This is a genomic window from Dechloromonas sp. TW-R-39-2, assembly GCF_016864195.1.
In the GTDB taxonomy this organism is placed as follows: Bacteria; Pseudomonadota; Gammaproteobacteria; order Burkholderiales; family Rhodocyclaceae; genus Azonexus.
Genome location: NZ_CP045202.1, coordinates 2,573,116 through 2,596,122, shown reverse-complemented (window position 1 = coordinate 2,596,122; position 23,007 = coordinate 2,573,116). Strand labels below are relative to the sequence as shown.

The 23,007-nt window shown below is 52.3% G+C and carries 19 protein-coding genes; all 19 read left to right on the top strand.

The window, feature by feature from the left end; all coding sequences use genetic code 11:
* The first annotated feature begins 14 nt into the window (after positions 1–14).
* The 19 genes from GBK02_RS12565 to rpsA all read left to right on the top strand — a co-directional run bounded on the left by GBK02_RS12565 (position 15) and on the right by rpsA (position 22,998).
* Positions 15–581, top strand: coding sequence for a DapH/DapD/GlmU-related protein (locus GBK02_RS12565; protein WP_203466984.1), 567 nt, complete (start codon positions 15–17; stop codon positions 579–581).
* On the top strand, positions 582–1,355 hold the full coding sequence (locus tag GBK02_RS12560) for an oxidoreductase (RefSeq protein WP_203466983.1): 774 nt from the start codon (positions 582–584) through the stop codon (positions 1,353–1,355).
* Positions 1,352–2,932, top strand: coding sequence for a lipopolysaccharide biosynthesis protein (locus GBK02_RS12555; protein WP_203466982.1), 1,581 nt, complete (start codon positions 1,352–1,354; stop codon positions 2,930–2,932). Before GBK02_RS12560 ends, GBK02_RS12555 begins: the two co-directional genes overlap by 4 nt.
* Positions 2,933–2,987: 55 nt before the next feature.
* Positions 2,988–4,835, top strand: a complete 1,848-nt coding sequence (locus GBK02_RS12550; protein WP_203466981.1) for a hypothetical protein — start codon at positions 2,988–2,990, stop codon at positions 4,833–4,835.
* A complete protein-coding gene (locus tag GBK02_RS17025; RefSeq protein ID WP_305852112.1) occupies positions 4,828–5,493 on the top strand; it encodes a CatB-related O-acetyltransferase in 666 nt (221 codons plus the stop codon). Before GBK02_RS12550 ends, GBK02_RS17025 begins: the two co-directional genes overlap by 8 nt.
* Complete coding sequence (locus tag GBK02_RS16900; protein WP_239003017.1) at positions 5,490–6,113, top strand: DapH/DapD/GlmU-related protein; 624 nt, start codon at positions 5,490–5,492, stop codon at positions 6,111–6,113. The genes GBK02_RS17025 and GBK02_RS16900 overlap by 4 nt, the downstream gene beginning before the upstream one ends.
* Positions 6,110–7,246: an NAD(P)-dependent oxidoreductase gene (locus GBK02_RS12535; protein WP_203466980.1), complete on the top strand. Its 1,137-nt coding sequence runs from the start codon at positions 6,110–6,112 to the stop codon at positions 7,244–7,246. The genes GBK02_RS16900 and GBK02_RS12535 overlap by 4 nt, the downstream gene beginning before the upstream one ends.
* Entirely contained in the window at positions 7,243–8,217 is a 975-nt protein-coding gene (locus GBK02_RS12530; RefSeq protein ID WP_203466979.1) for a glycosyltransferase, read from the top strand. The genes GBK02_RS12535 and GBK02_RS12530 overlap by 4 nt, the downstream gene beginning before the upstream one ends.
* Positions 8,218–8,235: 18 nt before the next feature.
* Complete coding sequence (locus GBK02_RS12525) at positions 8,236–9,957, top strand: heparinase II/III family protein (protein WP_203466978.1); 1,722 nt, start codon at positions 8,236–8,238, stop codon at positions 9,955–9,957.
* A complete protein-coding gene (gene asnB / locus GBK02_RS12520) occupies positions 9,945–11,816 on the top strand; it encodes an asparagine synthase (glutamine-hydrolyzing) (RefSeq protein WP_203466977.1) in 1,872 nt (623 codons plus the stop codon). Before GBK02_RS12525 ends, asnB begins: the two co-directional genes overlap by 13 nt.
* 7 nt (positions 11,817–11,823) lie before the next feature.
* Positions 11,824–12,681, top strand: coding sequence for a glycosyltransferase family A protein (locus GBK02_RS12515; RefSeq protein WP_203466976.1), 858 nt, complete (start codon positions 11,824–11,826; stop codon positions 12,679–12,681).
* A 53-nt stretch (positions 12,682–12,734) separates the two neighbouring features.
* Positions 12,735–13,649, top strand: a complete 915-nt coding sequence (locus GBK02_RS12510) for a glycosyltransferase family 2 protein (RefSeq protein WP_203466975.1) — start codon at positions 12,735–12,737, stop codon at positions 13,647–13,649.
* A gap of 48 nt (positions 13,650–13,697) precedes the next feature.
* Entirely contained in the window at positions 13,698–14,855 is a 1,158-nt protein-coding gene (locus GBK02_RS12505) for a glycosyltransferase (protein ID WP_203466974.1), read from the top strand.
* A complete protein-coding gene (locus tag GBK02_RS12500; protein ID WP_203466973.1) occupies positions 14,839–15,441 on the top strand; it encodes a sugar transferase in 603 nt (200 codons plus the stop codon). The genes GBK02_RS12505 and GBK02_RS12500 overlap by 17 nt, the downstream gene beginning before the upstream one ends.
* Positions 15,438–16,094 carry an acetyltransferase gene (locus tag GBK02_RS12495; protein ID WP_203466972.1) on the top strand — a complete coding sequence of 219 codons (657 nt, stop codon included), beginning with the start codon at positions 15,438–15,440 and terminating at the stop codon, positions 16,092–16,094. The genes GBK02_RS12500 and GBK02_RS12495 overlap by 4 nt, the downstream gene beginning before the upstream one ends.
* Positions 16,095–16,102: 8 nt before the next feature.
* Positions 16,103–17,308 (top strand): DegT/DnrJ/EryC1/StrS aminotransferase family protein, encoded by a 1,206-nt coding sequence (locus GBK02_RS12490; protein ID WP_239003015.1) that lies wholly within the window; start codon positions 16,103–16,105, stop codon positions 17,306–17,308.
* Between the two features lie 49 nt (positions 17,309–17,357).
* Positions 17,358–19,196 (top strand): nucleoside-diphosphate sugar epimerase/dehydratase, encoded by a 1,839-nt coding sequence (locus GBK02_RS12485; RefSeq protein ID WP_239003014.1) that lies wholly within the window; start codon positions 17,358–17,360, stop codon positions 19,194–19,196.
* 98 nt (positions 19,197–19,294) lie between these two features.
* Positions 19,295–21,226: a bifunctional 3-phosphoshikimate 1-carboxyvinyltransferase/cytidylate kinase gene (locus GBK02_RS12480; RefSeq protein ID WP_203466971.1), complete on the top strand. Its 1,932-nt coding sequence runs from the start codon at positions 19,295–19,297 to the stop codon at positions 21,224–21,226.
* Between the two features lie 92 nt (positions 21,227–21,318).
* Entirely contained in the window at positions 21,319–22,998 is a 1,680-nt protein-coding gene (rpsA, locus tag GBK02_RS12475) for a 30S ribosomal protein S1 (protein WP_203466970.1), read from the top strand.
* Positions 22,999–23,007 lie beyond the last annotated feature (9 nt).

The window sequence follows — 23,007 nt, the reverse complement described above, 5'->3', positions numbered from 1 at the left end:
AGAATCCGGATCGAATGAAGCTTGCAGAGTTGGTAATACGATACAGGTTTTGGTGCGATGCAGACCGTATTGGGCCTGATATGCTGGGAACGCACTGGCGCCTGTATTTCAAAAGTACAATGCGGGCCCTGTGTTGCCAGAAATTCATGGCCTTTGGTGATGGCGCAGAATTCAGGCCGGGCGCTTACGCTGAGGCTTGTTCGAAAATCATGATCGGGCGTAATGTTGTTATCAGACCGGGATCCTTCCTTTTCGCGGATCCGACCGAGGGCGGTGGTGGCATTGTTATCGAAGACGATGTGTTGATTGGTCCCGGAGTTCATTTTTACACCAACAATCATGAGTTTTCCGATGTGACGACACCGATAATCCATCAAGGCTACCCAAAGCCGAGTAGCGAAGACTCTATTAACGTTAAACGGGGTGCCTGGATTGGAGCCGGAAGTATTCTCCTTCCAGGTGTTACTGTTGGTGAGAATGCAGTTGTCGGAGCTGGTTCGATCGTGACACGCGATGTTCCGGCGTTTTCCGTGGCAGTAGGGAATCCAGCCCGGGTTCTGAAGCAGATAAAGAATAGCTAAATGAAATCACTGGATAATGCACTTGTTGTCGTAGCGGGTGGGGCTGGCCTGCTCGGACGAAGTTTTGTTCGTGCCATCGCTGAAAACGGGGGGCGAGTTGTTGTTGCCGACATCGACATTCAAGCCGCAGAAAAGCTCGTGGCTGAACTGGATCGTGAATTTCCGGCACGAGTTTACGCAGCCAGCCTTGATATAACTCAAAAGGCGTCCATTGGCTCACTGATTGATGACCTGCAGTGTAGATATGGAACGATAGATGCTTTAGTCAATAATTCTTATCCGAGAAACAAAAATTATGGACGCAAGATTGAAAATGTTACCTACGACGATTTTTGCGAGAATGTGAACCTGCATCTTGGTGGCTATTTTTTGGTTGCCCAGCAGTTCTGCATGGTATTTAAGGCGCAGGGGCATGGGAATGTAATCAACATGTCTTCCATCTACGGTTCAATAGCACCTCGTTTCGAGGTGTATGAAGGTACTCCGATGACGATGCCGGTCGAATATGCGGCTATCAAATCGGCAGTTGTACATTTGACTCGCTATTTTGCCCAGTATTTTAAGGGGGCTGGAATCCGAGTGAACTGTTTGAGTCCTGGTGGAATTCGTGCCAATCAGCACGGTGATTTTTTGGCTGCCTACAATGCTCATTGCGCTTCCAAGGGTATGCTTGATCCTGGGGATATTGTCGGTGCGCTGCTCTTCCTGTTATCCGACGAATCGCGGTACATAACGGGACAGAATCTTCTGGTTGACGACGGTTTCTCCCTTTGAGCGTTCCTGAGCTAAAAGTGCCTCCTTCATCTGTCAGGAGACGTTTTCTTTTTTCCGTTGCAGCTAATCTGGCTCGAGCTGCAATTAGCTTGCTGGCAGGGTTGCTTGTTGCCCGTGGGCTAGGTCCTGCAGACTATGGGAATCTAGCCTACCTTCTTGGGAGCTTTTGGGCACTTCGGGCCTTATTGGATCTTGGGTCGTCCAGCGCTTTCTACACCTTTATTGCCCAACGGCACCGTGGCCGTAGTTACTACATAGTCTATTTTGCTTGGTTGGCATTTCAGTTCGTCCTGTCAGCAGCCTTGGTCGTAGTGCTTATCCCTGACTGGGTTGTTGATGGCTTCTGGCTTGGGCAGTCTCGCGAAATAATCATTTTGGCTCTATTGGCCACTTTTTTGCAGAATCAGGTATGGCAGACTGTTGTCCAGGCGCACGAAGCAGTACGCAAGACAATTCGTATTCAGAGCGGTAGCTTAGCAGTCATTGCCGCCCACCTAGTGGTTGTTTCCTTGATGATGTTAGAGGGATGGCTGACGGTGCGTATTGTACTCTGGGCAATTATTATCGAATATCTGCTTGCTACAGTCTGGCTTTCAGCGACCCTTCGCCAAGCACACTGCAACCTGGTTTCTGATGGTGAAAGCTGTTCGCTACGAAAAGCATTTCTCGACTATCTGGCCTATTGCCGTCCGATGATTGTAATGGCTGTTTTCTCGTTTTGTTACGAAATGTTGGACCGCTGGTTGCTCCAGCGTTTCGGTGGGGCCAGCCAGCAAGGTTTTTATCAAATTGCTTCGCAGCTTTCGACCATTAGTCTGTTAGCTACGACGTCGATTATGAATATTCTCTGGAAAGAGATTGCCGAGGCCAATGCGCAGGGTAAAACAGAGCGTGTGATAGAGCTACATCGAAAGGCGACGCGGCTTTTGATATCTCTGTCCGCATTCGTATCGTGTTTTTTGGGGCCGTGGGCGGAGGAGCTTGTGCGCATGTTATTGGGTAGCGCCTACCAGTCAGCTTGGATGGCACTGCTTGCCATGCTTTTTTACCCGATACACCAAGCGATGGGGCAAATCAACGCAACCTTGTTCATGGCGACCGGGCAGACCGGTATCTATATGAGGCTTGGTGTTGTTGGATTGTTGGTTGGCATGCCTATTTCATACGTTCTTGTTGCCCCCGTGTATGGATCAGTGGTGCCGGGAGTGGAGTTGGGAGCGCTGGGTTTAGCGTTAAAGACCGTGGGACTGAACGTACTGTTTACGAATGTTCAATCTTGGTTTATTGCGCGTCATTATGGTGTCGCTTTCCAGTGGCGTTACCAAGTGGCGATAATTATGTTGCTAGGTGGTTTGGGGTACGTGGCTCATTGGCTTGTGCGATGGGGAGGTGGTGAATTAACAAATATCTCTCTTTTGGTTAGTCTGGTTTTTGCGGGGTGTGTGTACACGCTTGCATGCTTGCTGGTTTTGATAAAGTGGCCTGGTTTTTTTGGGATGAATCAAGCTCACATTTCTATATTTATAGCGAAAACATTAGGGCTATTTAATCGAAATAATACACCCGGCAATAAGTAGGCAGGGCGGTAAAAATGCAGTCGGATTCTAGGGGGCTGTGTTCAGAAAGTGTTAAATGCTTAGTCAACAAAATGAAATTATCGAGGCGGGGGCTATTTTCCGCCTGTTATTTATCATCGAATCACGTGAAGGTTGGGGGGCGGCCAAGGATGCCTATGATCCTGCTTGCGATTTGGTGTTGACTTATGATTTTGGATTGAAGCACGATATTGATGCACTTGGCGGGAGGGCTTATTACCTGGATCATCTGTGTTCCCAGGCGATTATGCAGGAAAATAATTTCCTTATGTACCATTTTTTTAGGGATTGGCACTTCGATAAAAATGGGAAAGATTTATTTAATCACAATGGTGTTGATTTTGGCTTTAGCTTTCGCATTGAGATATGGAACGATTTTACTTTCTATGTTCGTACTCGAATGTGTTTGGAACAGTTGCGTACTATTCAGTATGAAGCGTTGTGGGTCGGAGCTGGTCAGGATTTGATATTCGAAGTGCTTCAGGACATGGGGTTGCCCTTTTCTGTGCTTGAGAAAGTTTTGAAAACAGGTAAACCCCGCTATTTTTTTCCAATTCATCGATGGATGGATGAGCGCCTTCGAATTCGCACTTGGCGGCAAGTGCTTCGTGATGTGGTAGTCCCGTTGCAAGGGGTTGCTATGGCTTGGGTAGATTCGCTCGTTGGTCGGTTTTTAACTCAAGATTGCATCTTCGTGCAAGAGTACCATCCAAGTCGTGCTTTGATGTACGCACTACAGGCAGACCCTGAGGTAAAGGTTTTGCAAGGACATTTTTCTGCGAAATCTGGTTTTCGCAAATTCTGGGGTGAAAGGCCCATTCCAGTCTACGGCAGGGTTTCAAAATTGATTCCGCTGGCTGATAAACTAATGGATGGTTGGATTCAGAGTCGTTGCGCGCGGCTAGTTCTATCTAATGGAATTGATATTACTGAGCCATCTTTTCGCCTAATTGAAAGGCGTATTCGAAGTCTTTTGCCAGCAACTCTGCGAAATTTGGATTGTGTTATACGTTATCTAAATCGATTTCCCCTTAAGCTAGTGGTTCTCATCGGAAATGTCGGACAGCTTGCAATGCTGGTCGATTCTGTTGCAAAGAATCGGGCAGTGCCGACTTATATGATAATTAATGGAATTCTGAGTAATGAATATCTCGATGAGGCGAAGTATGCATCGTTCATTAATTCTTACTCTGTTAGCATTCGTGATAATTATTTTAAAGGGTTGGATAATGTTGTTTGTTTGGGGGATCCGAGAATGGATGGCTATTATGATTTCTCGCCAAATAGCAGAATAGATCGGAGCTTAACTCATATTGCTATCGGAGCTTCTGGATTTAATAATGTTGATTTGAATTCTTATCTCTCAGTTGAGTATGAATTTTTGAGTGATGTGCTTACTGCTATTTCGAATGTCGCAAAGCAGGGAAATGAAATCGACGTTGTTTTAAAAGTTCGGCCCAATGGATATGTTGGTGATTATAGAATATTTATTGAAGAGTATTTTCCTGGTGTTGTTATACGCATTGAGGATGAAATTCCTATGCGAACAGTTCTTGAGCAAGTTGATTTCTACATTTCAATTTACTCGCAAACTCTGTTTGAGGCTTCCTGCATGGGTATTCCTTGTGTTTATCATAAAAAGGACGTGGAAATTATGGATCCGCCGTTTGACGGTAAATCCGAAGTTGTCACAACCACCAGTGTTCCAGAACTCGAGCAGGCGATCATCGATTTTCTTTCCGGGAGTACCCGATTCGATTCATTCCTCAGTAAGCCCGTCATGGAAAAATACATCGGCCCACTTGATGGAAAAAACCTAGAACGCAATATTTCATTTGTTAAGAAACTGATTAAGACGAGTTGTATGGAGAGCGAGAGTGATTAACTCTTTTTTAACGGCTATCAGAGCCCGAATTTATCAGTTTAGGCAGCGCCGCCGCTATCCAAGTAGCGTAATTCATTATGGTGCAATCGTTGATCCAGCATCTTCATTGGGGCGTTACTCCGTGCTTTTTAAGGGAGCTAAGCTAATGCATGCTTCTCTGGGAGCTTTTAGTTATGTTCAAGAAAACTCTTTGCTTTCCTGTGCTGATGTTGGACCATTTTGTTCTATCGCCGCTAATGTCACTGTTGGGCTAGTCAACCATCCGACTGCCATGGTCAGCACAAGTCCCATGTTTTATGACAATACCCAGCCGTTGCCCTATTCGTTTGTACCTGATGTGTTGTGGGAGTCCAGTCTTGGCAGAACTGTGATTGGAGCTGATGTTTGGATCGGCGAAGGAGCAAAGATCATCGCAGGTGTTAGCGTGGGTGAGGGCGCGGTCATTGGTGCGGGGGCCATCGTTACAAAGGACGTGCCACCATATGCTATCGCAGTCGGGGTGCCTTCCAAGGTCATTAGGCAGCGTTTCGACGCTACGGTATGTCAGCGGCTTAGCGCTTCACGCTGGTGGGAATTTGAGGTGGAGCAATTAGCTGAACTGGCACCACTATTCTCTGATCCCACGTTATTCCTCAAAGCGATTGAGGACGGCAAATGAGTGTAAGTTTCTTGCGTCGTTTGCGTGGGAGAGTCAATCGGGTATTGTTCGGCTTTTTTCAGGCTCCCTACTTGGCAGCTTGTGGTAAGCAAGCCTTGTTGCGTCGTCCGTTTCGCATTGATGGCGCTCAATTTATCAGTTTAGGTAGTGCGACGGTTATTCAGGAGGGGGGGTGGCTTTACTGTTGCCCTGAGGATGAAAAGAGTGGGCGTCTTGTAATTGGCGCGGGTTGTGTTTTGGGTTACAACAATCATATTGCATCCGTGAAGGATGTTGTCATAGAGGATTGTGTGTTGACTGCGAATAATGTCTACATCTCAGACAATGTTCATTCATTCGATGATGTTTCGACCCCGATCATGCATCAGAAAGTGCGCTATAAAAATAGAGTTCTGATTCGAGAGGGGAGTTGGATCGGAGAGAATGCCTGCATCATCGGTGCTAGTGTCGGCCGCAACTGTGTGATCGGTGCGAATGCTGTGGTAACTTCCGACATCCCAGATTATTCCGTCGCGGTAGGTGCTCCTGCCGTGGTTATCAAGCAATACGATCACACAACGCAGCAATGGCGCAAAGTAGCCAATGCTTCGTCTTGTCAGCAAAAAAACGTAACTGAATGACTCAAACTATCCTGATTACTGGCGGGGCTGGATTTATTGGTTCCAGACTTTCATTGGCGTTACTTGCACGAGGCCACAAGGTACGGGTACTAGATACACTTGCCGAGCAGATCCATGGTGCGGATCCGGAGTTGTCCCCGCTGTTCCGTGCCATTCAGGGAAAGGTGGAGTTTGTTCGGGGGAGTGTGACCTGTGAAGATGATCTCAAGCGCGTCCTCCCCGGGATTGATACGGTTGTCCACCTTGCCGCTGAAACAGGGACCGGACAGTCGATGTACGCAATTCGCCATTACTCTGACGTCAATATCGGTGGTACGGCACTGTTGCTTGACCTGATTGCCAACGAGCCATTCCCTGTGAAGAAAATGATTGTCGCCTCTTCACGAGCGGTTTACGGTGAAGGCAAGTATCGTTGTTCTGTGCATGGGGATGTGTATCCGGGGAACCGTCAGTCCGATGATATGGCAAAGGGGGAGTTTGGCGTTCGCTGCCCGCATTGCTTCCAGTTCGCAGAGATGCTTCCGACGGATGAAGCGACCCCGGTCAATCCCGCATCGGTGTACGGCATTACCAAGCTGAATCAGGAGCAGATGGTTTTGACCGTGGGGCGGGCTCTGGGTATTTCTGCTCTCGCTTTCCGGTATCAGAATGTTTACGGACCCGGGCAGTCATTGTCGAATCCTTATACAGGGATTCTTTCAATTTTCTCGACGCGGATCCGTCACGATAAGAGCATCAATATTTTTGAAGATGGACTCGAAAGTCGTGATTTCGTCTTTATTGACGATGTGATCGATGCCACGGTGCGCGGGATAGAACTGGAGCAGCCAGTTGTCGATGTTTTCAATGTTGGTTCGGGCGTGCCGACCGATGTTGTGACCGTTGCCAGGACCTTGCAAGTTCTTTTGAAGCACGAAGTGCCGACTGCAGTTTCCGGGCAGTTCCGGGTTGGTGATATTCGCCATAACGTGGCTGATCTGACAAAAATTCAGCACGTTTTAGGGTTCGTTCCAAAAGTCAGTGTTGAAGAAGGCTTGCAGCGCTTCGTGAAGTGGGTTCTGCAAGAGGAAATACAGCAGGATCGGTATGAGGATAGCCTGGCTGAACTGAGAGAGAAGGGCTTGTTCAAGTGAGCACGTTAGTAACCCCGGGTTTGGTCAGCATTGTTGTTGCCAGCTACAACCACGCCGAGTACCTCGTGGAGCGCATGGATAGTCTGGTGAATCAGACCTATCAGCGCATTGAGATTCTGGTCATTGATGATCGTTCCCCAGACAATAGCGTTGAAATTCTGAATCGCTACACGACCCATCCCAAGGTCAAGTTGTTGGTGCGCGAAACGAATGGTGGCTGGGTTACAGTCAGTAATCAAGGGGTGGAAACAACCACCGGCGAGTATGTGCTTTTCGCTAATTGCGATGATGACTGTTTGCCTGGCATGGTCGAACAACTGGTTCTGGCCATGCAGGCCAACCCAACGGCTGGCGTTGCTTTTTGTCGAAGTCTGATGGTTGATGAAAAAGGCATCGTGACCGGGGATGATTTTGCCATTCGTGAGCCGGCGTTCAGGCAGCGCTGTGCGACAGATACCTTGATCGAGCGTGAGGAAATGCGGCGCTTTCTGCTTCACTCATGCGTCATTCCAAACCTGAGTGCCGCGCTGATTCGCCGTGCATGTTTTGATCGTGTCGGTCTTTTATCTCACGATTACAAGGCTTGTTCCGATTGGGATATTTTTTTCCGGATCGCCGATCATTTTGATTTTTGTTACGTGGCTGAGCCGCTAAATAAATTCCGTCAGCATACGACTACAATCCGGAGCGCGACCAAGGGAAGGGTCACCTATGATGAATTCTTCCGTTTATTGCTTGGCCAGGTTTGCAGCAAGCAATTGACGACTGCAGAGCGGGCCAAGTATCGCTTGCACGTCATGTATTTGTGGGCGATCGATCTGCTTCGCCCATCAACGAGCGGCATCATCAATTTTGCGCATCATTTTGGCAATGTTGCCCGCCAGGACCCGGTTGCTTTGATTTTTTTGCCGGTGGCTTTGTGCAAGCGGGTAATTGAACTCCCCGTAAAAGCCCTTTCGAAGCTGTTCTGATCGTTACGGGATGACCGAGTGAGTCTTTTCAATGTTCGTGAGTGGAACAATTTTCGGCATGCCAGCGTGCGTCGACCGTGGCATTGGCCGGCTTACGCCATTCAGCTTGTTTCGCTTGTCTATCGTCGATTTTCGAATAGTCGCTCGCTGCGTCGCCAGAGCCAGCCTCACCTTGGTTTGAAGCAGCGCCCTGAATGGCTGTCATCATCGCGTTGGCCAGCTGCTGCGTTGCCTGAAAGCCCTGTTTTCCCTGGCTATGTGCCAATTGAAGCCAAGTTTTCATTGCCTGCTTCGCCTTTTTTGCCTGGCTCGACGGACCCCGAAGCATTGCTTGCACGGCATCGCTGGGGGAGTTGTCTCTCCGCTCTTCTTGTCGGGGATGAGGCCGCAGCAGGTGCCTTGAATGATGTTTCTGTCTGGCTGAAAAACCCTCCCGAAAAGGCCGAGGCAGCCTGGGAAACTTATTCCTGTTGTGAACGGGTTGCCAATCTGGCAGTTTTGCTCGCTGCTCGTCCGGCTTGTCGTTCCTTGGTGAGTGATGAAGTGCTGTCTGGTTTTTTCCTCTCATCCGCTGAGTGGATTGACAGCCGCCTCGAGTACTACGGAATGGCGCGGACAAATAACCATGTGTTGAACAACGCGCGAGCTTTAGTGATTGCCGGACATGTCTTGTCCAATCAGGCGATATTGGTAGAGGGGCTGCAGATTTTTGCCAGAATGAGCCGTGAGCTCTTTGGTCAGTCGGGCTATCTGCGTGAACGTTCGTCGCACTACCAATTTGTCGTTGCGAACTGGCTTTTTGATGTTCTGCATTTTTCGCGTGGAACGGAAGCAAGTTGCGGCTTAGGGGCTGACGCGTTTGCCGAACTGGAAAACCTTGGGCAGCGAGTTGCTTCAGCCACCGCAAGGTTAATTGCTGTTCTGGGCGATCAGCCGACGCATGTCGGTGATATCTCTCCGGATGCTCATCCGCGCTGGACGGTGGCGCGTTTGCGTTTGCTTTATCCTGAGCGGCTGGAGCGGAGCGAATCTAACTTCGTCGAGAGTGATCGCTGGCCAATGGTCCAGCGAGGTGATTGCAGTCTGGTTGCCAGTCCACTACCTGATGTTTTTCCGTTCGACTATGCCAGTCACGGACATCAGGATCTGGCTAGCTTCATCTGGGTTCATCGAGGCCACCTGCTTTTGGTTGATGCCGGGCGCAGCAGTTATGCAAAAACCGACGATGCAAAATTTCAATGCAGTCCGGCGGCTCATAATACCCTGACGATCAATGCGCTCGCGCCGCTTTCGGAATCGTTGCTTGATGCCGGCTTATGGTTGCCCGCAACTTATGCTGCAGCAGCGATCAAGGCTCGAGTCGATGTCGATGGTTTTACCATTGATCACTCCGGATTCGCTCGCATACCGGGGGTGCAGGGGCATCAGCGTGATGTTCGGATGGTTGCCGATGGCTTGACTGTGCGCGATCAAATTAGTGGAAATGTCGCGGTCGACATCGAAATTTACTGGCATTTCCCACCTGGCTTTGCGCAAGTCGGCGATGGCTTGGTGCAGGGCGAAGGCTTGTGTCTGGAAGTCCTGTCGGATATCAAAGGGGCGACATTGAGCTGGCAGGACTATCCCTTCTCGAAAGGGTATGGCGAAGTAATGCCCGCGCGCATGCTGACGATGAAAGGCAGGATTGATCTGCCTTGTACGATTTCAAGTCATTTCAAGGTTATTCCATGTGCGGCATAGCGGGCATCCTGAATTTTGGTGGCTTGCCGGTTGCTCGTCCGGATATTGTCGCCCTGACTGATGCGATCGCCCATCGTGGACGTGACAGTGCAGCTGTCGTTGTCGGCGGCGAGGGCGGTGATGGGGTTTCCCGCTATCCGGGCATTGCGCTAGGCCATCGACGTTTGTCGATCATCGACCTGGCGGCACATTCGGCCCAACCCATGCGCTCGACCGACGGCCGGACATGGATTGTCTACAACGGCGAGTTGTACAACTACCAGGCTTTGCGGCGGGAGTTGCGCAGTCTTGGCAAGGTGTTCAGGACTGATTCGGATACGGAAGTCGTGCTGGTTGCCTATGAAACCTGGGGCAAGTCCTGTCTGGCACGTTTCAACGGCATGTTTGCTTTTGCGGTCTGGAACGAGGATCGCCAAACCTTGTTTTGTGCGCGTGACCAGATCGGGATCAAGCCGTTCTACTATCGGCTGGATAAAACTGGTTTCAGGTTTTCATCCGAGTCCAAGGCATTGATTCACCCGGCGCAGGATTCACTCAACGCTGATGCCGTGGCATGTTATTTCTTGTCGATGTACGTGCCGCGCCGGATGAGTATCTTTGCCGATGTCGAGAAGTTGTTGCCGGGACAATGGCTGGAAATCGGATGTGATGGTCGCCACGAGATCCAGTCTTACTGGCAATTGCCTGTTGCCGGGACCAAGCATGTTTCAGCGACAGCTGCAGCCGAGGAGATGCAGGTATTGCTCGACAAGGCTGTCGCCTCCCAATTGCAAAGCGATGTGCCGGTTGGCGCTTTTTTGTCGGGGGGATTCGATAGCGGCATGATCGTCGCTTCGGCCGCACGCAGCACGGCAGGGCCACTGCATACTTACAGCGTTGGCTTTGACGCCGCAGCTCAATCCAGTGAGTTGCCTGTCGCCAAGTCGATGGCAGAGCGTTACGGTACAACACATCACGAACGCATCATCAATGGTTCCGAAGTCATTGGCATGCTGGATCGGGCGATCGCCAGCATGAGCGAACCGGTTGCCGATAGCGCGATGGTGCCGACTTATTGCCTTTCCGAGATGGCCGCGAACGATGGTGTCAAGGTACTCTTGAGCGGAACCGGTGGCGATGAGGTTTTTGGCGGTTACTCGCGTTATGTCGCGGTCAACGCGCGCCGAAAGCTGTTTTTTCAAGTGCCGCGCAGCATTCGCCAAGGCTTGGGAGCGGGCTTGTTGTCCGGAACCGTGTTTGGCAAACGACTGGCCCATGCCTCGCTGGACATGATGTTCTATACCGGAGGCTCGGCAGGGTTCGCCGAGAACTTTTTTGCGGACCGCAAGGCATTTCTTGGGTTTCTCGATAATTTGACCGGCCGTGTTTTCCCAAGGCCGGCAGCTCAGGTTGCCGAGCTTTATGAAAACATGCAGTTCGACCTGCAGGTTTATTTGCCGGATCTGCTTTTGATGCTTCTTGACCAGTTGACCATGGCACACACCGTTGAGGGACGGGTGCCGCTGCTTGATATTGATTTGCTGACAGCCAGCTTCAGTCTCGATCCTTCGCTGCATGCTCGCCCGACATCTCCTGATACGCGCTGCCTGATGCGTCGGATGGCTGCAGGCCAACTTGATGAAAGAACCTTCTCTGCACGCAAACAGGGGTTTTCCGGTCCAGTGAGAAGTTGGATACAGGGTAATCGCGAGCACTTCCGTGAGCAGACGATGGCGGCCAGAGCAATTCCGGCATTGCACGGACTTGACCCGGAAAGTCTTTGGAAAGCCGGGGCTGAAGAGAGCAACGCTTTCTGGGCAACAGAGGTTTTTTCTTTGTACTGTTTTTCCGTTTGGTACCAAACCCATGTCGCACACTAGTCACCCCATGATCAGCGTTGTCATTCCAACGCATAATCGTCGTGAGCGACTGGCCCGTGCGATTGCTTCGGTCTACGCCCAAACATGGCCAAATATTGAAATTGTGGTCGTCGATGATGCCTCAAGTGACGACACCCCCGCTTACCTTCAAGACCTTGCCCTGAGTGACCCCAGGGTAAAAGTGGTACGTAATGAATTTGCGCAGGGCGGTGGCGGAGCCAGAAATTGTGGAATAGCCGAGGCGACGGGCGACTACATTGCATTTCTTGATGATGATGATGTCTGGGTACCTGAAAAACTGGACGTCCAGCTTTCGATGCTACTTGCCAAGCCAGGCGTTTCTGCTGTCTCCTGCGGGTTTGTCGCAGAATTCCCTTTTTTTGGCAAACGAGCAGTCCGGGTTGTCGCGCCGCTGGATGAGCAACAACTGCTACGCTCGAATCACCTGGGCGGTGCGTCCATGTGCCTGACCAGCAAGGCTGCGCTGCTCGCGATCGGTGGTTTTGATCCCAAATTGCGCAGCGGTCAGGACTGGGATTTGTGGCTGAAGTTGTATGGACAGGGGGAAATTGTTGTCAGCAACCAGGCATTGGTTCGCTATATCCCACATTCCGGTGTGCGTATTACCAGCAACCCAAAATCAACTTATAGCGGACGCCGGCGGATTTATTTCAGGTACCGGTTGAAAATGGAACGGGCAACACGCCTCTTGTTGCTTTGCGAATTGATGTATTGCAGGCGGATTTTGCTGGCCATTGGGAGTCGGGCAAAACTGAGCGGATTCGTTCAGGTATTCAAAGCGGCGATTGGCAGAAACTCGCTCCGTTATACCTACCGTTTCGCAAAACATCTTATGTTGGGGTGAGTACGGAAAATGTCGATCAAGACAAAATGTCGTGCTCTCGGGCTGGTGGGCAAGTGACAACCGTTGCCGTCATCATCCCGTGTTTTCGCGATGCGGCAACCCTGGGCTGGGCGATTGATTCGGTTTTGGCGCAGTCTCACCGTGTCGACGAAATCATAGTTGTCAATGATGCCTCGCCCGAAACGGAGGCGATAGAGAGCGTCATCAGACGTTATCCTGAAGTAATGTATTTGGTAAACCCGAGGAATGAAGGGCTTGCTGCGACGCGAAATAACGGATTGCGTGCTGCAAAAAGTGATGTTGTTTCATTTCTCGATGCTGACGATCAGTTGCATCCGGAAAAAATAAAGCGCCAGTTAGCTCTTTTGGAAAGTGATTTTCCTGTCGCTGTTACGTGCAGCGTCAGTCTTTTCAATCAGCCGGGACCATGTGTCTTTGAGGCAAGGCAATCGCTTCCTTTGTCCGTTACTGTTTTTCAGAAAAGCAGCTCCTTGCTTTTCCGCAACAGGTTAACGGGGGCCGCGTTGATGATTCGGCGGGAGTTGCTTTTGAAGCATGGTGGATACGATGCCAAGCTTCGTTCCTGCGAAGATTTCGATCTTTGGCTACGGCTTCTTGATGCCAAGGTCAAAGTGATCAAGCTGCAGCTTCCTTTGTATGCCTACTATGTCAATCCGACAGGGCTTTCAAAAAACTATCGCAATATATCGGCGTGGGAATTGACTGTTTTAACCAAATATTTTGCCGGCAACAAGATGGGCAAATGGCTTGAGTCTGTCGTCCTGTTTTTTTGGCTGTCCAAGCATTCGGTGCGAGCATCATTGTCGGCCGATGTCGAATTGGCGGAGCTGACGGTATTGAATGCACGGCGTCTTTTCAGGCTTAGGTCGATGATGTATTTGTTTTGTACGCTTGCTGACAGCGGCGTTTTTTCCTGGTTTGCCAAGGTCCTGCTTCGTGTCAGATAAAGATTTTCATGATGGCCTGGTGCTTTATGGCGCCGGCAAGGAGAGGAAATGAAACGTAGCCTTGCATTTGTGGTATCGGCTGATATGACGGTCAAGGCTTTTCTCGTAAAGCACCTTGTGGCAATCGGGGAAAAATTTGAATTGACGGTGATGGCTAATACCAACGACCGCGAACTCCTTGCACGTGAAGGTGTTTCGGGGCGTCTCCAGCCTGTTTCCATCGTTCGTCCGATTAACCTGCTGGCAGATCTCAAGGCATGTCTTGAGTTGTTTTCACATTTCAGGCGGCAGCACTTTGATGGAATTGTCTCGGTAACACCAAAGGCTGGCTTGCTGTCCATGCTGGCTGGATTTTTGGCCGGCATCCCTGTCCGCATTCACTTCTTTACCGGACAGGTCTGGGTCACCAGGCATGGTCCAATGCGTCAAGTGCTTAAGTTCATGGACAGGCTGATTGCCTGGCTTGCGACGGATATTCTCGTTGATAGCGAAACACAGCGCCAATTCCTGATTGCCGAGGGCATCGTTTCAGGGAAAAAATCCTGTGTTTTGGCCAGCGGGTCGATTAGTGGCGTTGATTTGCAGAGATTCAAACCAGATTTTCTGGCCAGGGAGGAAATTCGTCGGCAATTGAGCCTCAATGACGACAATGTGATTTTGCTATTTCTTGGTCGTCTGAATACGGATAAGGGGGTTCTCGACCTAGCGCGGGCATTCGACGCGATTGCGGGGGAGTGTCCGGCTGCACATCTTCTTTTTGTGGGGCCGGATGAAGGTGCATTGCGGGAGGATATTCGTCAGATTTGTGCCTTGAATCTGGATCGCCTGCATTTTGTTGATTACACGCCCCTGCCCGAAAAATATATGGCTGCAGCGGATGTTTTTTGCTTACCCAGCTATCGAGAAGGATTTGGCTCGGTCATTATCGAGGCTGCAGCAGTTGGTGTGCCCGCTGTTGCATCGAGAATTTATGGTTTGACCGATGCCGTGCTGGATGGAAAAACGGGCATCTTGCATGCACCACGGAAAGTTGATGAGTTGTCGGACGGGCTCAAGGTGTTGATTGCTTCTGCCGAGCAACGTCAACAATATGCACTTGCAGCTCGTGAGCGAGTCGTGAATGAATTTTCGTCAGAGAGAGTAACTGCTGCACTGCTTGATTATTTGAATGGCAGGCTGGAGATAAAGCATGAAGCGCCTGTTTGATTTTGTTCTGGTTTCTGTTGCAGTAATTATTCTGCTGCCACTCATCTTGCTTGTAGCCCTCATGATCAGGTTGCGTTTGGGCAGTCCTGTTTTCTTCAGACAGCAGCGCCCGGGGTTGCATGGCAAACCATTCATGCTTTACAAGTTTAGAACCATGAGCAATGCGTGCGATGCCAACGGAGAGCTTTTGCCGGACGAGATTCGCCTTGGTGGATTCGGGAAAACAATACGCAAGCTGAGTCTGGATGAGCTGCCGCAATTGTGGAATGTGCTGGTGGGTGATATGAGCCTGGTTGGGCCTCGGCCATTGTTAATGCAATATTTGTCACGTTATTCGAACCATCAGGCTCGCCGTCATGAGGTGAGGCCGGGTATTACCGGATGGGCTCAGGTGAATGGCCGCAATGCCATTTCTTGGGAAAAGCGATTTGATCTTGATGTCTGGTATGTTGATCACCATTCTTTCTGGCTTGATCTCCGCATTCTCCTGATAACGGTGAAAAAGGTATTTGTAAGCAGTGGTGTGAGCGCCACTGGGCATGTGACAATGCCGGAATTCATGGGAAACACGGAGAAAACTCCATGAAAGACCTCGTCATTGTCGGCGCAGGTGGTCATGCGCGTGAGGTGCATCAAAGCATCCTGGCGATCAACCGGGTTTCTCCAACCTGGAATTTCCTTGGTTTTATTGACGACTTTGCGCGCTCGACTGAGGTTGCCGGCTGCCCAGTTTTGGGCGGAATGGCCTGGCTACGTGGAAAAACGTGCCACATGGTGGTTGCCATTGGTTCACCTGCGGTCAGGCGCAGGGTAGTGAATGAACTTCTTTTGCAGGAATCGGCAGAGTTTGCAACGCTGATTCATCCGTCTGCACAGGTTGGTAATTCGGTCATCCTGGAGCCGGGGTGTATGGTTTCTGCTGGGGCCATTCTGACGGCGGACGTCAAAATAGGTCGGCACGTCATCGTCAATACCGGTGCGGTTGTCTCGCATGATTGTCAGATTGCTGATTTTTGTACGATTGCACCTATGAGTTGTTTGTGTGGTGCCGTCAGGCTGGGTGAGGGTGCCGAGTTGGGGGCCAGTGTGACAATCATTCCTGGTGTTAGTTTGGGGAAATGGTCGATGGCCGGAGCAGGAACTACGGTGATCAGGGATGTCCCCGACAATGAAACGGTGGTTGGCGGAACCAACCGGGTCATCAATAAGCAGAATGCCGGTTGGCATGAAAAGGTATAGGTAGCAAGTTGGAAACGAAAGATCGCATTCGGCAGGCATTGGCCGCCCCCTGGCCTTTTTATGATGATGAGCAGATTTCGGCTGTGACAACCGTACTTCGCTCAGGCAAGGTCAATTATTGGACTGGAGAAGAATCCCGTCTTTTCGAGCAGGAGTATGCGGCCTATCTCGGTCGCCGGCATGTGATTGCCGTGGCCAATGGAACGCTGGCCCTGGAACTCGCGCTGGAAGCATTTGGCATCGGTGAAGGGGCAGAGGTCATCGTGCCCTCAAGGACTTACATTGCCTCTGCCAGTTGCGCCGTCATGCGCGGTGCAATTCCTGTCGTGGCGGATGTTGACCGTGACAGTCAGGTGCTGACTATTGAAACGATCAGTGCAGTTCTGACGCCGAAGACACGTGCGATTGTTGTTGTGCATTTGGCCGGCTGGCCATGTGCCATGGATGAAATCATGGCCTTTGCCGACCAGCATGGCCTGATCGTCATTGAGGATTGTGCTCAAGCGCATGGCGCCTTTTTTAAAGGTAAGCCGGTTGGCAGCTTTGGGCATGCGGCCGCTTTCTCTTTTTGTCAGGACAAGATCATTACGACGGGCGGTGAGGGGGGAGTACTCGCGCTTGATGACGAAACTGCCTGGTCACGGGCCTGGGCTTACAAAGATATCGGGCGCAGTCATGAAGCGGTTTATCACCGTCAACATCCTCCCGGTTTTCGCTGGCTGACTGAATCTTTTGGGACCAATTGGCGTTTGACTGAAATGCAGTCGGCACTGGGCCGGATTCAGTTACGTCGCCTACCCGGTTGGCAGGCACAGCGTAAAGCAAATGCCGGCTATTTGACTGCAGCACTAAGCCGGGTGCAGGGTTTGCGAATCCCCGTCCCACCGGAGTCGGTCGAGCATGCATGGTATAAATTCTATGCGTTTGTGCTTCCCGAGCAACTGCTTCCCGGCTGGTCACGTGACCGGGTGATGGCGGAAATCGAGTTACGCGGCGTCCCGTGCTCGGTGGGGTCGTGTAGCGAGATCTATCGTGAAAAAGCGTTCCTCGAACGAGGCTGGGGACCTGCCCAGCCATTGCATATTGCCCATGAGCTGAGTAATACCAGTTTGTGTTTCTTGATCCATCCTACACTTGGTACCCGCGAGATGGCGTTGGTTGCCGAGGTCGTTGCTGAAGTCATGTGCCTTGCGGCAGATCAGTCCAAGTCATGAACTGTTCGCGTAAAATACGCGTTTCATGATCTCTTGCTGAGTCATTAACTTGTCCTCATTCCATTTTTCGGGGGGTGCCCGGCGCCTGCTCGCCTGTCTTCATGACGTCGCGGCATTGGTGCTGTGCTGGTATGCCTCGTACTGGCTTCGATTCAATCTTGATGTTCCGCCGGATTTCATGCGTGGAGCGTTGCTTTCCCTGCCTGTACTTGCCTGTTTGCATGTCCCGATTTACTGGATGATGGGTCTGTATCGTGGTATCTGGAGATATGCCAGCGTAATGGACTTGCGGCGTATCATCATGGCGGTCGGGATGGCCGCAATTGCTGTCGCTGCCGCCGTTCAACTATTGGGCTTCCCCTTCATCCCCCGGTCTGTTTTTGTACTGCATCCGATTTTGCTGGTTGTCGTCATGGGGGGGAGTCGGTTTATCTACCGTGCCTGGAAAGATCGTATGCTGTACGGTCACCTCGCCTTGGGTGGGGAGCCGGTACTTGTTCTTGGTGCTGGTGATGCGGCTGAGCGTTTGTTGCGCGAATTGGCGCATTCTGACGACTGGCGTGTCGTTGGTTTGCTCGACGATACGCCAAGACGTGCTGGCAATGAACTCAGAGGGGTTCGCATCCTCGGCCCAGTCAAGGACGTTGCGCTGTGGTCTGAGAAACTGGAGGTACGGCGAGCCATCGTGGCGATGCCGGAGGCAGGTGCGCATGAGCGCAGGGTTGCGATGGAAGCTGCTGTACAAGCCGGTTTGGCAGTCCTGACGGTGCCCAGTCTGAACGATATGCTGGCCGGTAATGTGGCTGTTTCACAAATGCGTCAGGTTCAACTGGAAGATTTGCTGGGGCGGGAACCTGTATTGCTGGATGATGAAGGGCTGCGCGGCTTGCTCGGTGGGCGTCACGTACTGGTCACCGGTGCCGGGGGGTCGATTGGTTCAGAACTGGCGCGCCAGATTGCCTCTTTTCAGCCGAGTTTGCTGGTCTTGTTTGAACTTTCCGAATTTGCCCTCTATCAGATCGAACAGGAGTTTTCCTCGCTTTTCCCCGAAATCAGGATTGCCTGTGTTGTGGGGGATGTGAAAGATGCCGCCCGGCTTGATGGCGTTTTTGCCGCCTACAAGCCGGCAGTTGTTTTTCATGCCGCTGCTTACAAGCATGTCCCTTTGATGGAAAGTGGCAATGCTTGGGAGGCGGTGCGTAACAATGTCGGTGGTTCGCGTTGTTTGGCTGAAACATCAATCCGTTATGGCGTCGAAAAATTTGTTCTGATCTCGACCGACAAAGCGGTTAATCCGACCAATGTCATGGGAGCCACCAAGCGTCTTGCCGAGCGCGTTCTGGCTGGCTTCGATCAGAATTGCAGCACGCGTTTCATCACAGTTCGTTTCGGCAATGTTTTGGGTAGCAATGGCTCCGTGATTCCAAAATTTCGTGAGCAGATTGCCAGGGGCGGGCCGGTCACGGTGACGCATCCAGACATAATTCGCTACTTCATGCTGATCCCTGAAGCGGCGCAACTTGTCCTGCAGGCTGGTTTAATGGGGCAGGGCGGCGAAATTTTTGTTCTTGAAATGGGTGAGCCGATCCGTATCGCCGATTTGGCCAAGGACATGATTCGCCTGAGCGGATTTTCGGATGACGAAATCAAGATTGTCTTTACCGGTTTGCGGCCAGGGGAGAAATTGTACGAAGAGTTGTTGACGGACAACGAGTGCACACTGGCTACACCGCATCCCAAATTGAGGGTAGGTCAGGCGGAGGTGTCGCCTGGGCCTGTTTGGCAGGCGGAGTTGCTTGACTGGGTGGCTGGCCGTCAGCCTGAGGATGAGCGGCTTCTGAAGGTGCGCCTGCAATATTTTGTGCCGGAGTATCTCCCGCAAATGTAATGAGTCAAGGCGTGCGCCGCAATATAGGCCACGCCTTTCCTTCTGCTGCCTTTTGAGGGGATAGCAGGGTTTTTGTCAGCGTTATAAACAGAGTCATCATGGAATTCCTCGATCTTCCCCAACTGATTTCCGCCGCCGGTACCGTTCGTCTCCCCGGTTCAAAGAGCATCTCCAACCGGGTTCTCCTGCTTGCTGCGCTGGCAGAGGGTGAAACCGAGGTGCGTGACTTGCTGGCTTCGGACGATACCGAGCGCATGCTCGATGCCCTGAAAATCCTTGGTGTCGGTGCGACCCACCTGGACGGTGAAAACTGGCTGATCAAAGGTTGCGCAGGGCGCATTCCTGTCAAGCAGGCCGAGTTGTTTCTGGGTAATGCCGGTACGGCATTCCGCCCGTTGACTGCGGCGCTGGCGTTGGCTGGCGGGGACTACATACTGAAAGGTGTCGCCCGGATGCATGAGCGGCCGATCGGTGATCTGGTCGATGGCCTACGTCAGTTGGGCGCCGACGTCACCTATCTCGGCAATGACGGTTATCCGCCGCTACATCTTAAACCGGCCAATATCCAGCCCGGCGGTGTGGTCAAGGTGCGTGGCGACGTTTCCAGTCAGTTCCTGACTGGCCTGCTGATGGCTTTGCCGCTGACTGGCGAGGCTGCCACGGTCGACGTGGTCGGGGAGCTGATTTCCAAGCCGTATATCGAAATCACGCTGGCCATCATGGCGCGCTTCGGCGTTCATGTGCAGCGTGAAGGCTGGCAGCGTTTCACCGTGCCGGCCGGTAGTCGCTATATTTCTCCCGGTACGGTTTATGTCGAAGGCGATGCCTCATCGGCCTCCTATTTCCTGGCGCTGGGGGCAATTGGTGGTGGCCCTGTTCGAGTTGAGGGAGTTGGCGCCGACTCCATTCAGGGCGATGTTAAATTTGCCGAGGCGCTTGCCCGGATGGGGGCGGAGATCGACATGGGGCCGAATTGGATGACGGCCAAGGCGCCGAAATCCGGGCTTGTCGCGGTCGACCTTGATTGCAACCATATTCCCGATGCCGCGATGACCTTGGCTACTGCAGCGCTGTTCGCCAAAGGTACGACCACTTTGCGCAACATTGCCAGCTGGCGAGTCAAGGAAACAGACCGGATTGCCGCGATGGCCACCGAGTTGCGCAAACTGGGCGCTGTTGTGGAAGAGGGCGAGGACTTTATCCGCGTTACACCCGCGACACTCAAGCCGGCGGCGATCGATACTTACGATGACCACCGCATGGCGATGTGTTTCTCGCTCGCCGCTTTCGGTACGCCCTTGCGGATCAATGATCCGAAATGCGTTGCCAAAACCTTCCCGGATTATTTCGAGCGTTTTGCTACGGTCAGCCAGGCCGCGCCAGTGATCGCCATCGATGGCCCATCGGCTTCGGGCAAGGGCACTGTTGCCGGTCGTGTTGCAGCGGCACTGGGTTATGCCTATCTCGACTCGGGGGCGCTTTACCGCCTGACCGCGCTGGCTGCACGTCAAGCCGGCGTTGACTGGGCTGACGAGGTGGGGGTGGCTGCGATAGCTGCTGCGCTCGATGTCGAGTTTTTCGAGTCAGATATCACGCTGAATGGCCAGTTGGTTGGCGACAGCATTCGTACCGAGGAAATTTCTGCCGGAGCCTCCAAGGTTGCGGCGCTGCCTGCCGTGCGTGCTGCATTGTTGTTCCGTCAGCGGGTTTTCAACAAAGTCCCCGGTCTGGTTGGCGACGGGCGCGACATGGGGTCGGTCATTTTCCCCCGGGCCAGGCTCAAGGTCTTCCTGACCGCCAGTGCCGAAGCGAGGGCTGATCGTCGCTATAAGCAGTTGAAGGAAAAAGGATTCTCTGCTAATCTCACGGACCTTCTGCAAGACCTGCGGCAACGTGACGAGCGCGATTCTCAGCGCAGCGTGGCTCCGCTCAGGCAGGAGGCGGATGCCGAATTGCTCGACACCACCGGGCTCACCATCGAACAGGCGGTGACGCAGGTGCTGGATTGGAGCAGGAAAGCTTCGTTGTAAAGTGTTGCCGGCCGCCCTGGCCGGTAGCTTGTTTTAACCCTAACCCGCTGTGGATTTCACGGTTCGCAGCAGCATGAAAGTTCTCTCCGTCAATGGAATCTTTTGCTCAACTATTTGAAGAATCCCTGGCTCGCCAGGAAATGCGTCAAGGCGAAGTCATCACTGCAGAAGTGGTGCTCATCGATCACAACTTCGTTGTGGTCAATGCCGGCCTGAAATCCGAGTCGTATGTTCCGCTCGAAGAATTCCTGAACGATCAGGGCGAACTGGAAGTTGCCGTTGGCGATTTCGTCCAGGTCGCAATCGAAATGCTGGAAGACGGCTACGGCGCAACCCGCCTGTCGCGCGACCGCGCCAAGCGTATCGCCGCCTGGAACTTCCTGGAACAGGCCCTGAACGACAACTCCCTGGTCACCGGCACCATCACCGGCAAGGTCAAGGGCGGCCTCACCGTCATGTCCAACGGCGTCCGCGCATTCCTGCCGGGTTCGCTGGTCGACATGCGTCCGGTCAAGGACACGACCCCGTACGAAGGCAAGACCCTCGAATTCAAGGTCATCAAGCTCGATCGCAAGCGCAACAACGTCGTGATGTCCCGTCGTGCCGTGCTCGAAGCTACCGCTGACAAGGATCGCGAAAAGCTCCTCGAGAACCTCAAGGAAGGTACTGTCGTCAAGGGTATCGTCAAGAACATCACCGATTACGGTGCGTTCGTCGACCTCGGCGGTATCGATGGCCTGCTGCACATCACCGACCTGGCCTGGCGCCGTGTCCGTCACCCGTCCGAAGTTCTGGCCGTGGGCGACGAAGTGACCGCCAAGATCCTCAAGTTCGACGCAGAAAAGAACCGCGTCTCCTTGGGCATGAAGCAACTGGGCGACGATCCGTGGGTTGGTATTGCCCGCCGTTACCCGGCTGGTACCCGCCTGTTCGGCAAGGTCACCAACCTGACCGACTACGGTTCATTCGTTGAAATCGAACAAGGCATCGAAGGTCTGGTTCACGTTTCCGAAATGGATTGGACCAACAAGAACGTTCATCCGTCCAAGGTTGTTTCCCTGGGTGATGAAGTCGAAGTCATGATCCTCGAAATCGACGAAGAGCGTCGCCGTATCTCCCTCGGCATGAAGCAGTGCCTGCCGAATCCGTGGGACGATTTCGCGATGAACCAGAAGAAGGGTGACAAGGTCAAGGGCGCTATCAAGTCCATCACCGACTTCGGTATCTTCATCGGTCTGCCTGGTGGCATCGATGGTCTGGTTCACCTGTCCGACCTCTCCTGGTCTGCGACCGGCGAAGAAGCCATCCGCAACTTCAAGAAGGGTGACGAAGTTGAAGCCGTCGTTCTCGGCATTGATGTCGAGAAGGAACGCATCTCCCTCGGCATCAAGCAGCTCGAAGGCGATCCGTACACCAACTTCATTGCTACCCACGAAAAGAACAGCATCGTGCGCGCTACCGTCAAGACGGTTGATGCCCGCGGCGCCGTGATGACGCTGGATGGCGAGAACGAAGGTTACCTGCGCGCTTCCGAGTTCTCCCGTGATCGTATCGACGACCTGTCGCAGCACCTCAAGGTGGGTGACGAGGTTGAAGTCATGATCATCAACGTGGATCGCAAGACCCGTGGTATCAACCTGTCCGTCAAGGCCAAGGATCAAGCCGAACAGCACGAAGCAATGCAGAAATTCTCTGCAGAGTCGAACTCCGCTGCTTCCGGTACGACCAACCTGGGCGCCCTGCTGAAGGCCAAGCTCAACCAGCAAGGCTGATAGGTTCAA

Bases quoted from the DNA above. Each gene is read 5' to 3' on its own strand.
- GBK02_RS12565 (WP_203466984.1), top strand. From the start codon at position 15: ATGAAGCTTGCAGAGTTGGTAATACGATACAGGTTTTGGTGCGATGCA.
- GBK02_RS12560 (WP_203466983.1), top strand. From the start codon at position 582: ATGAAATCACTGGATAATGCACTTGTTGTCGTAGCGGGTGGGGCTGGC.
- GBK02_RS12550 (WP_203466981.1), top strand. From the start codon at position 2,988: ATGCTTAGTCAACAAAATGAAATTATCGAGGCGGGGGCTATTTTCCGC.
- GBK02_RS16900 (WP_239003017.1), top strand. From the start codon at position 5,490: ATGAGTGTAAGTTTCTTGCGTCGTTTGCGTGGGAGAGTCAATCGGGTA.
- GBK02_RS12535 (WP_203466980.1), top strand. From the start codon at position 6,110: ATGACTCAAACTATCCTGATTACTGGCGGGGCTGGATTTATTGGTTCC.
- asnB (WP_203466977.1), top strand. From the start codon at position 9,945: ATGTGCGGCATAGCGGGCATCCTGAATTTTGGTGGCTTGCCGGTTGCT.
- GBK02_RS12515 (WP_203466976.1), top strand. From the start codon at position 11,824: ATGATCAGCGTTGTCATTCCAACGCATAATCGTCGTGAGCGACTGGCC.
- GBK02_RS12505 (WP_203466974.1), top strand. From the start codon at position 13,698: ATGAAACGTAGCCTTGCATTTGTGGTATCGGCTGATATGACGGTCAAG.
- GBK02_RS12500 (WP_203466973.1), top strand. From the start codon at position 14,839: ATGAAGCGCCTGTTTGATTTTGTTCTGGTTTCTGTTGCAGTAATTATT.
- GBK02_RS12495 (WP_203466972.1), top strand. From the start codon at position 15,438: ATGAAAGACCTCGTCATTGTCGGCGCAGGTGGTCATGCGCGTGAGGTG.
- GBK02_RS12480 (WP_203466971.1), top strand. From the start codon at position 19,295: ATGGAATTCCTCGATCTTCCCCAACTGATTTCCGCCGCCGGTACCGTT.
- rpsA (WP_203466970.1), top strand. From the start codon at position 21,319: ATGGAATCTTTTGCTCAACTATTTGAAGAATCCCTGGCTCGCCAGGAA.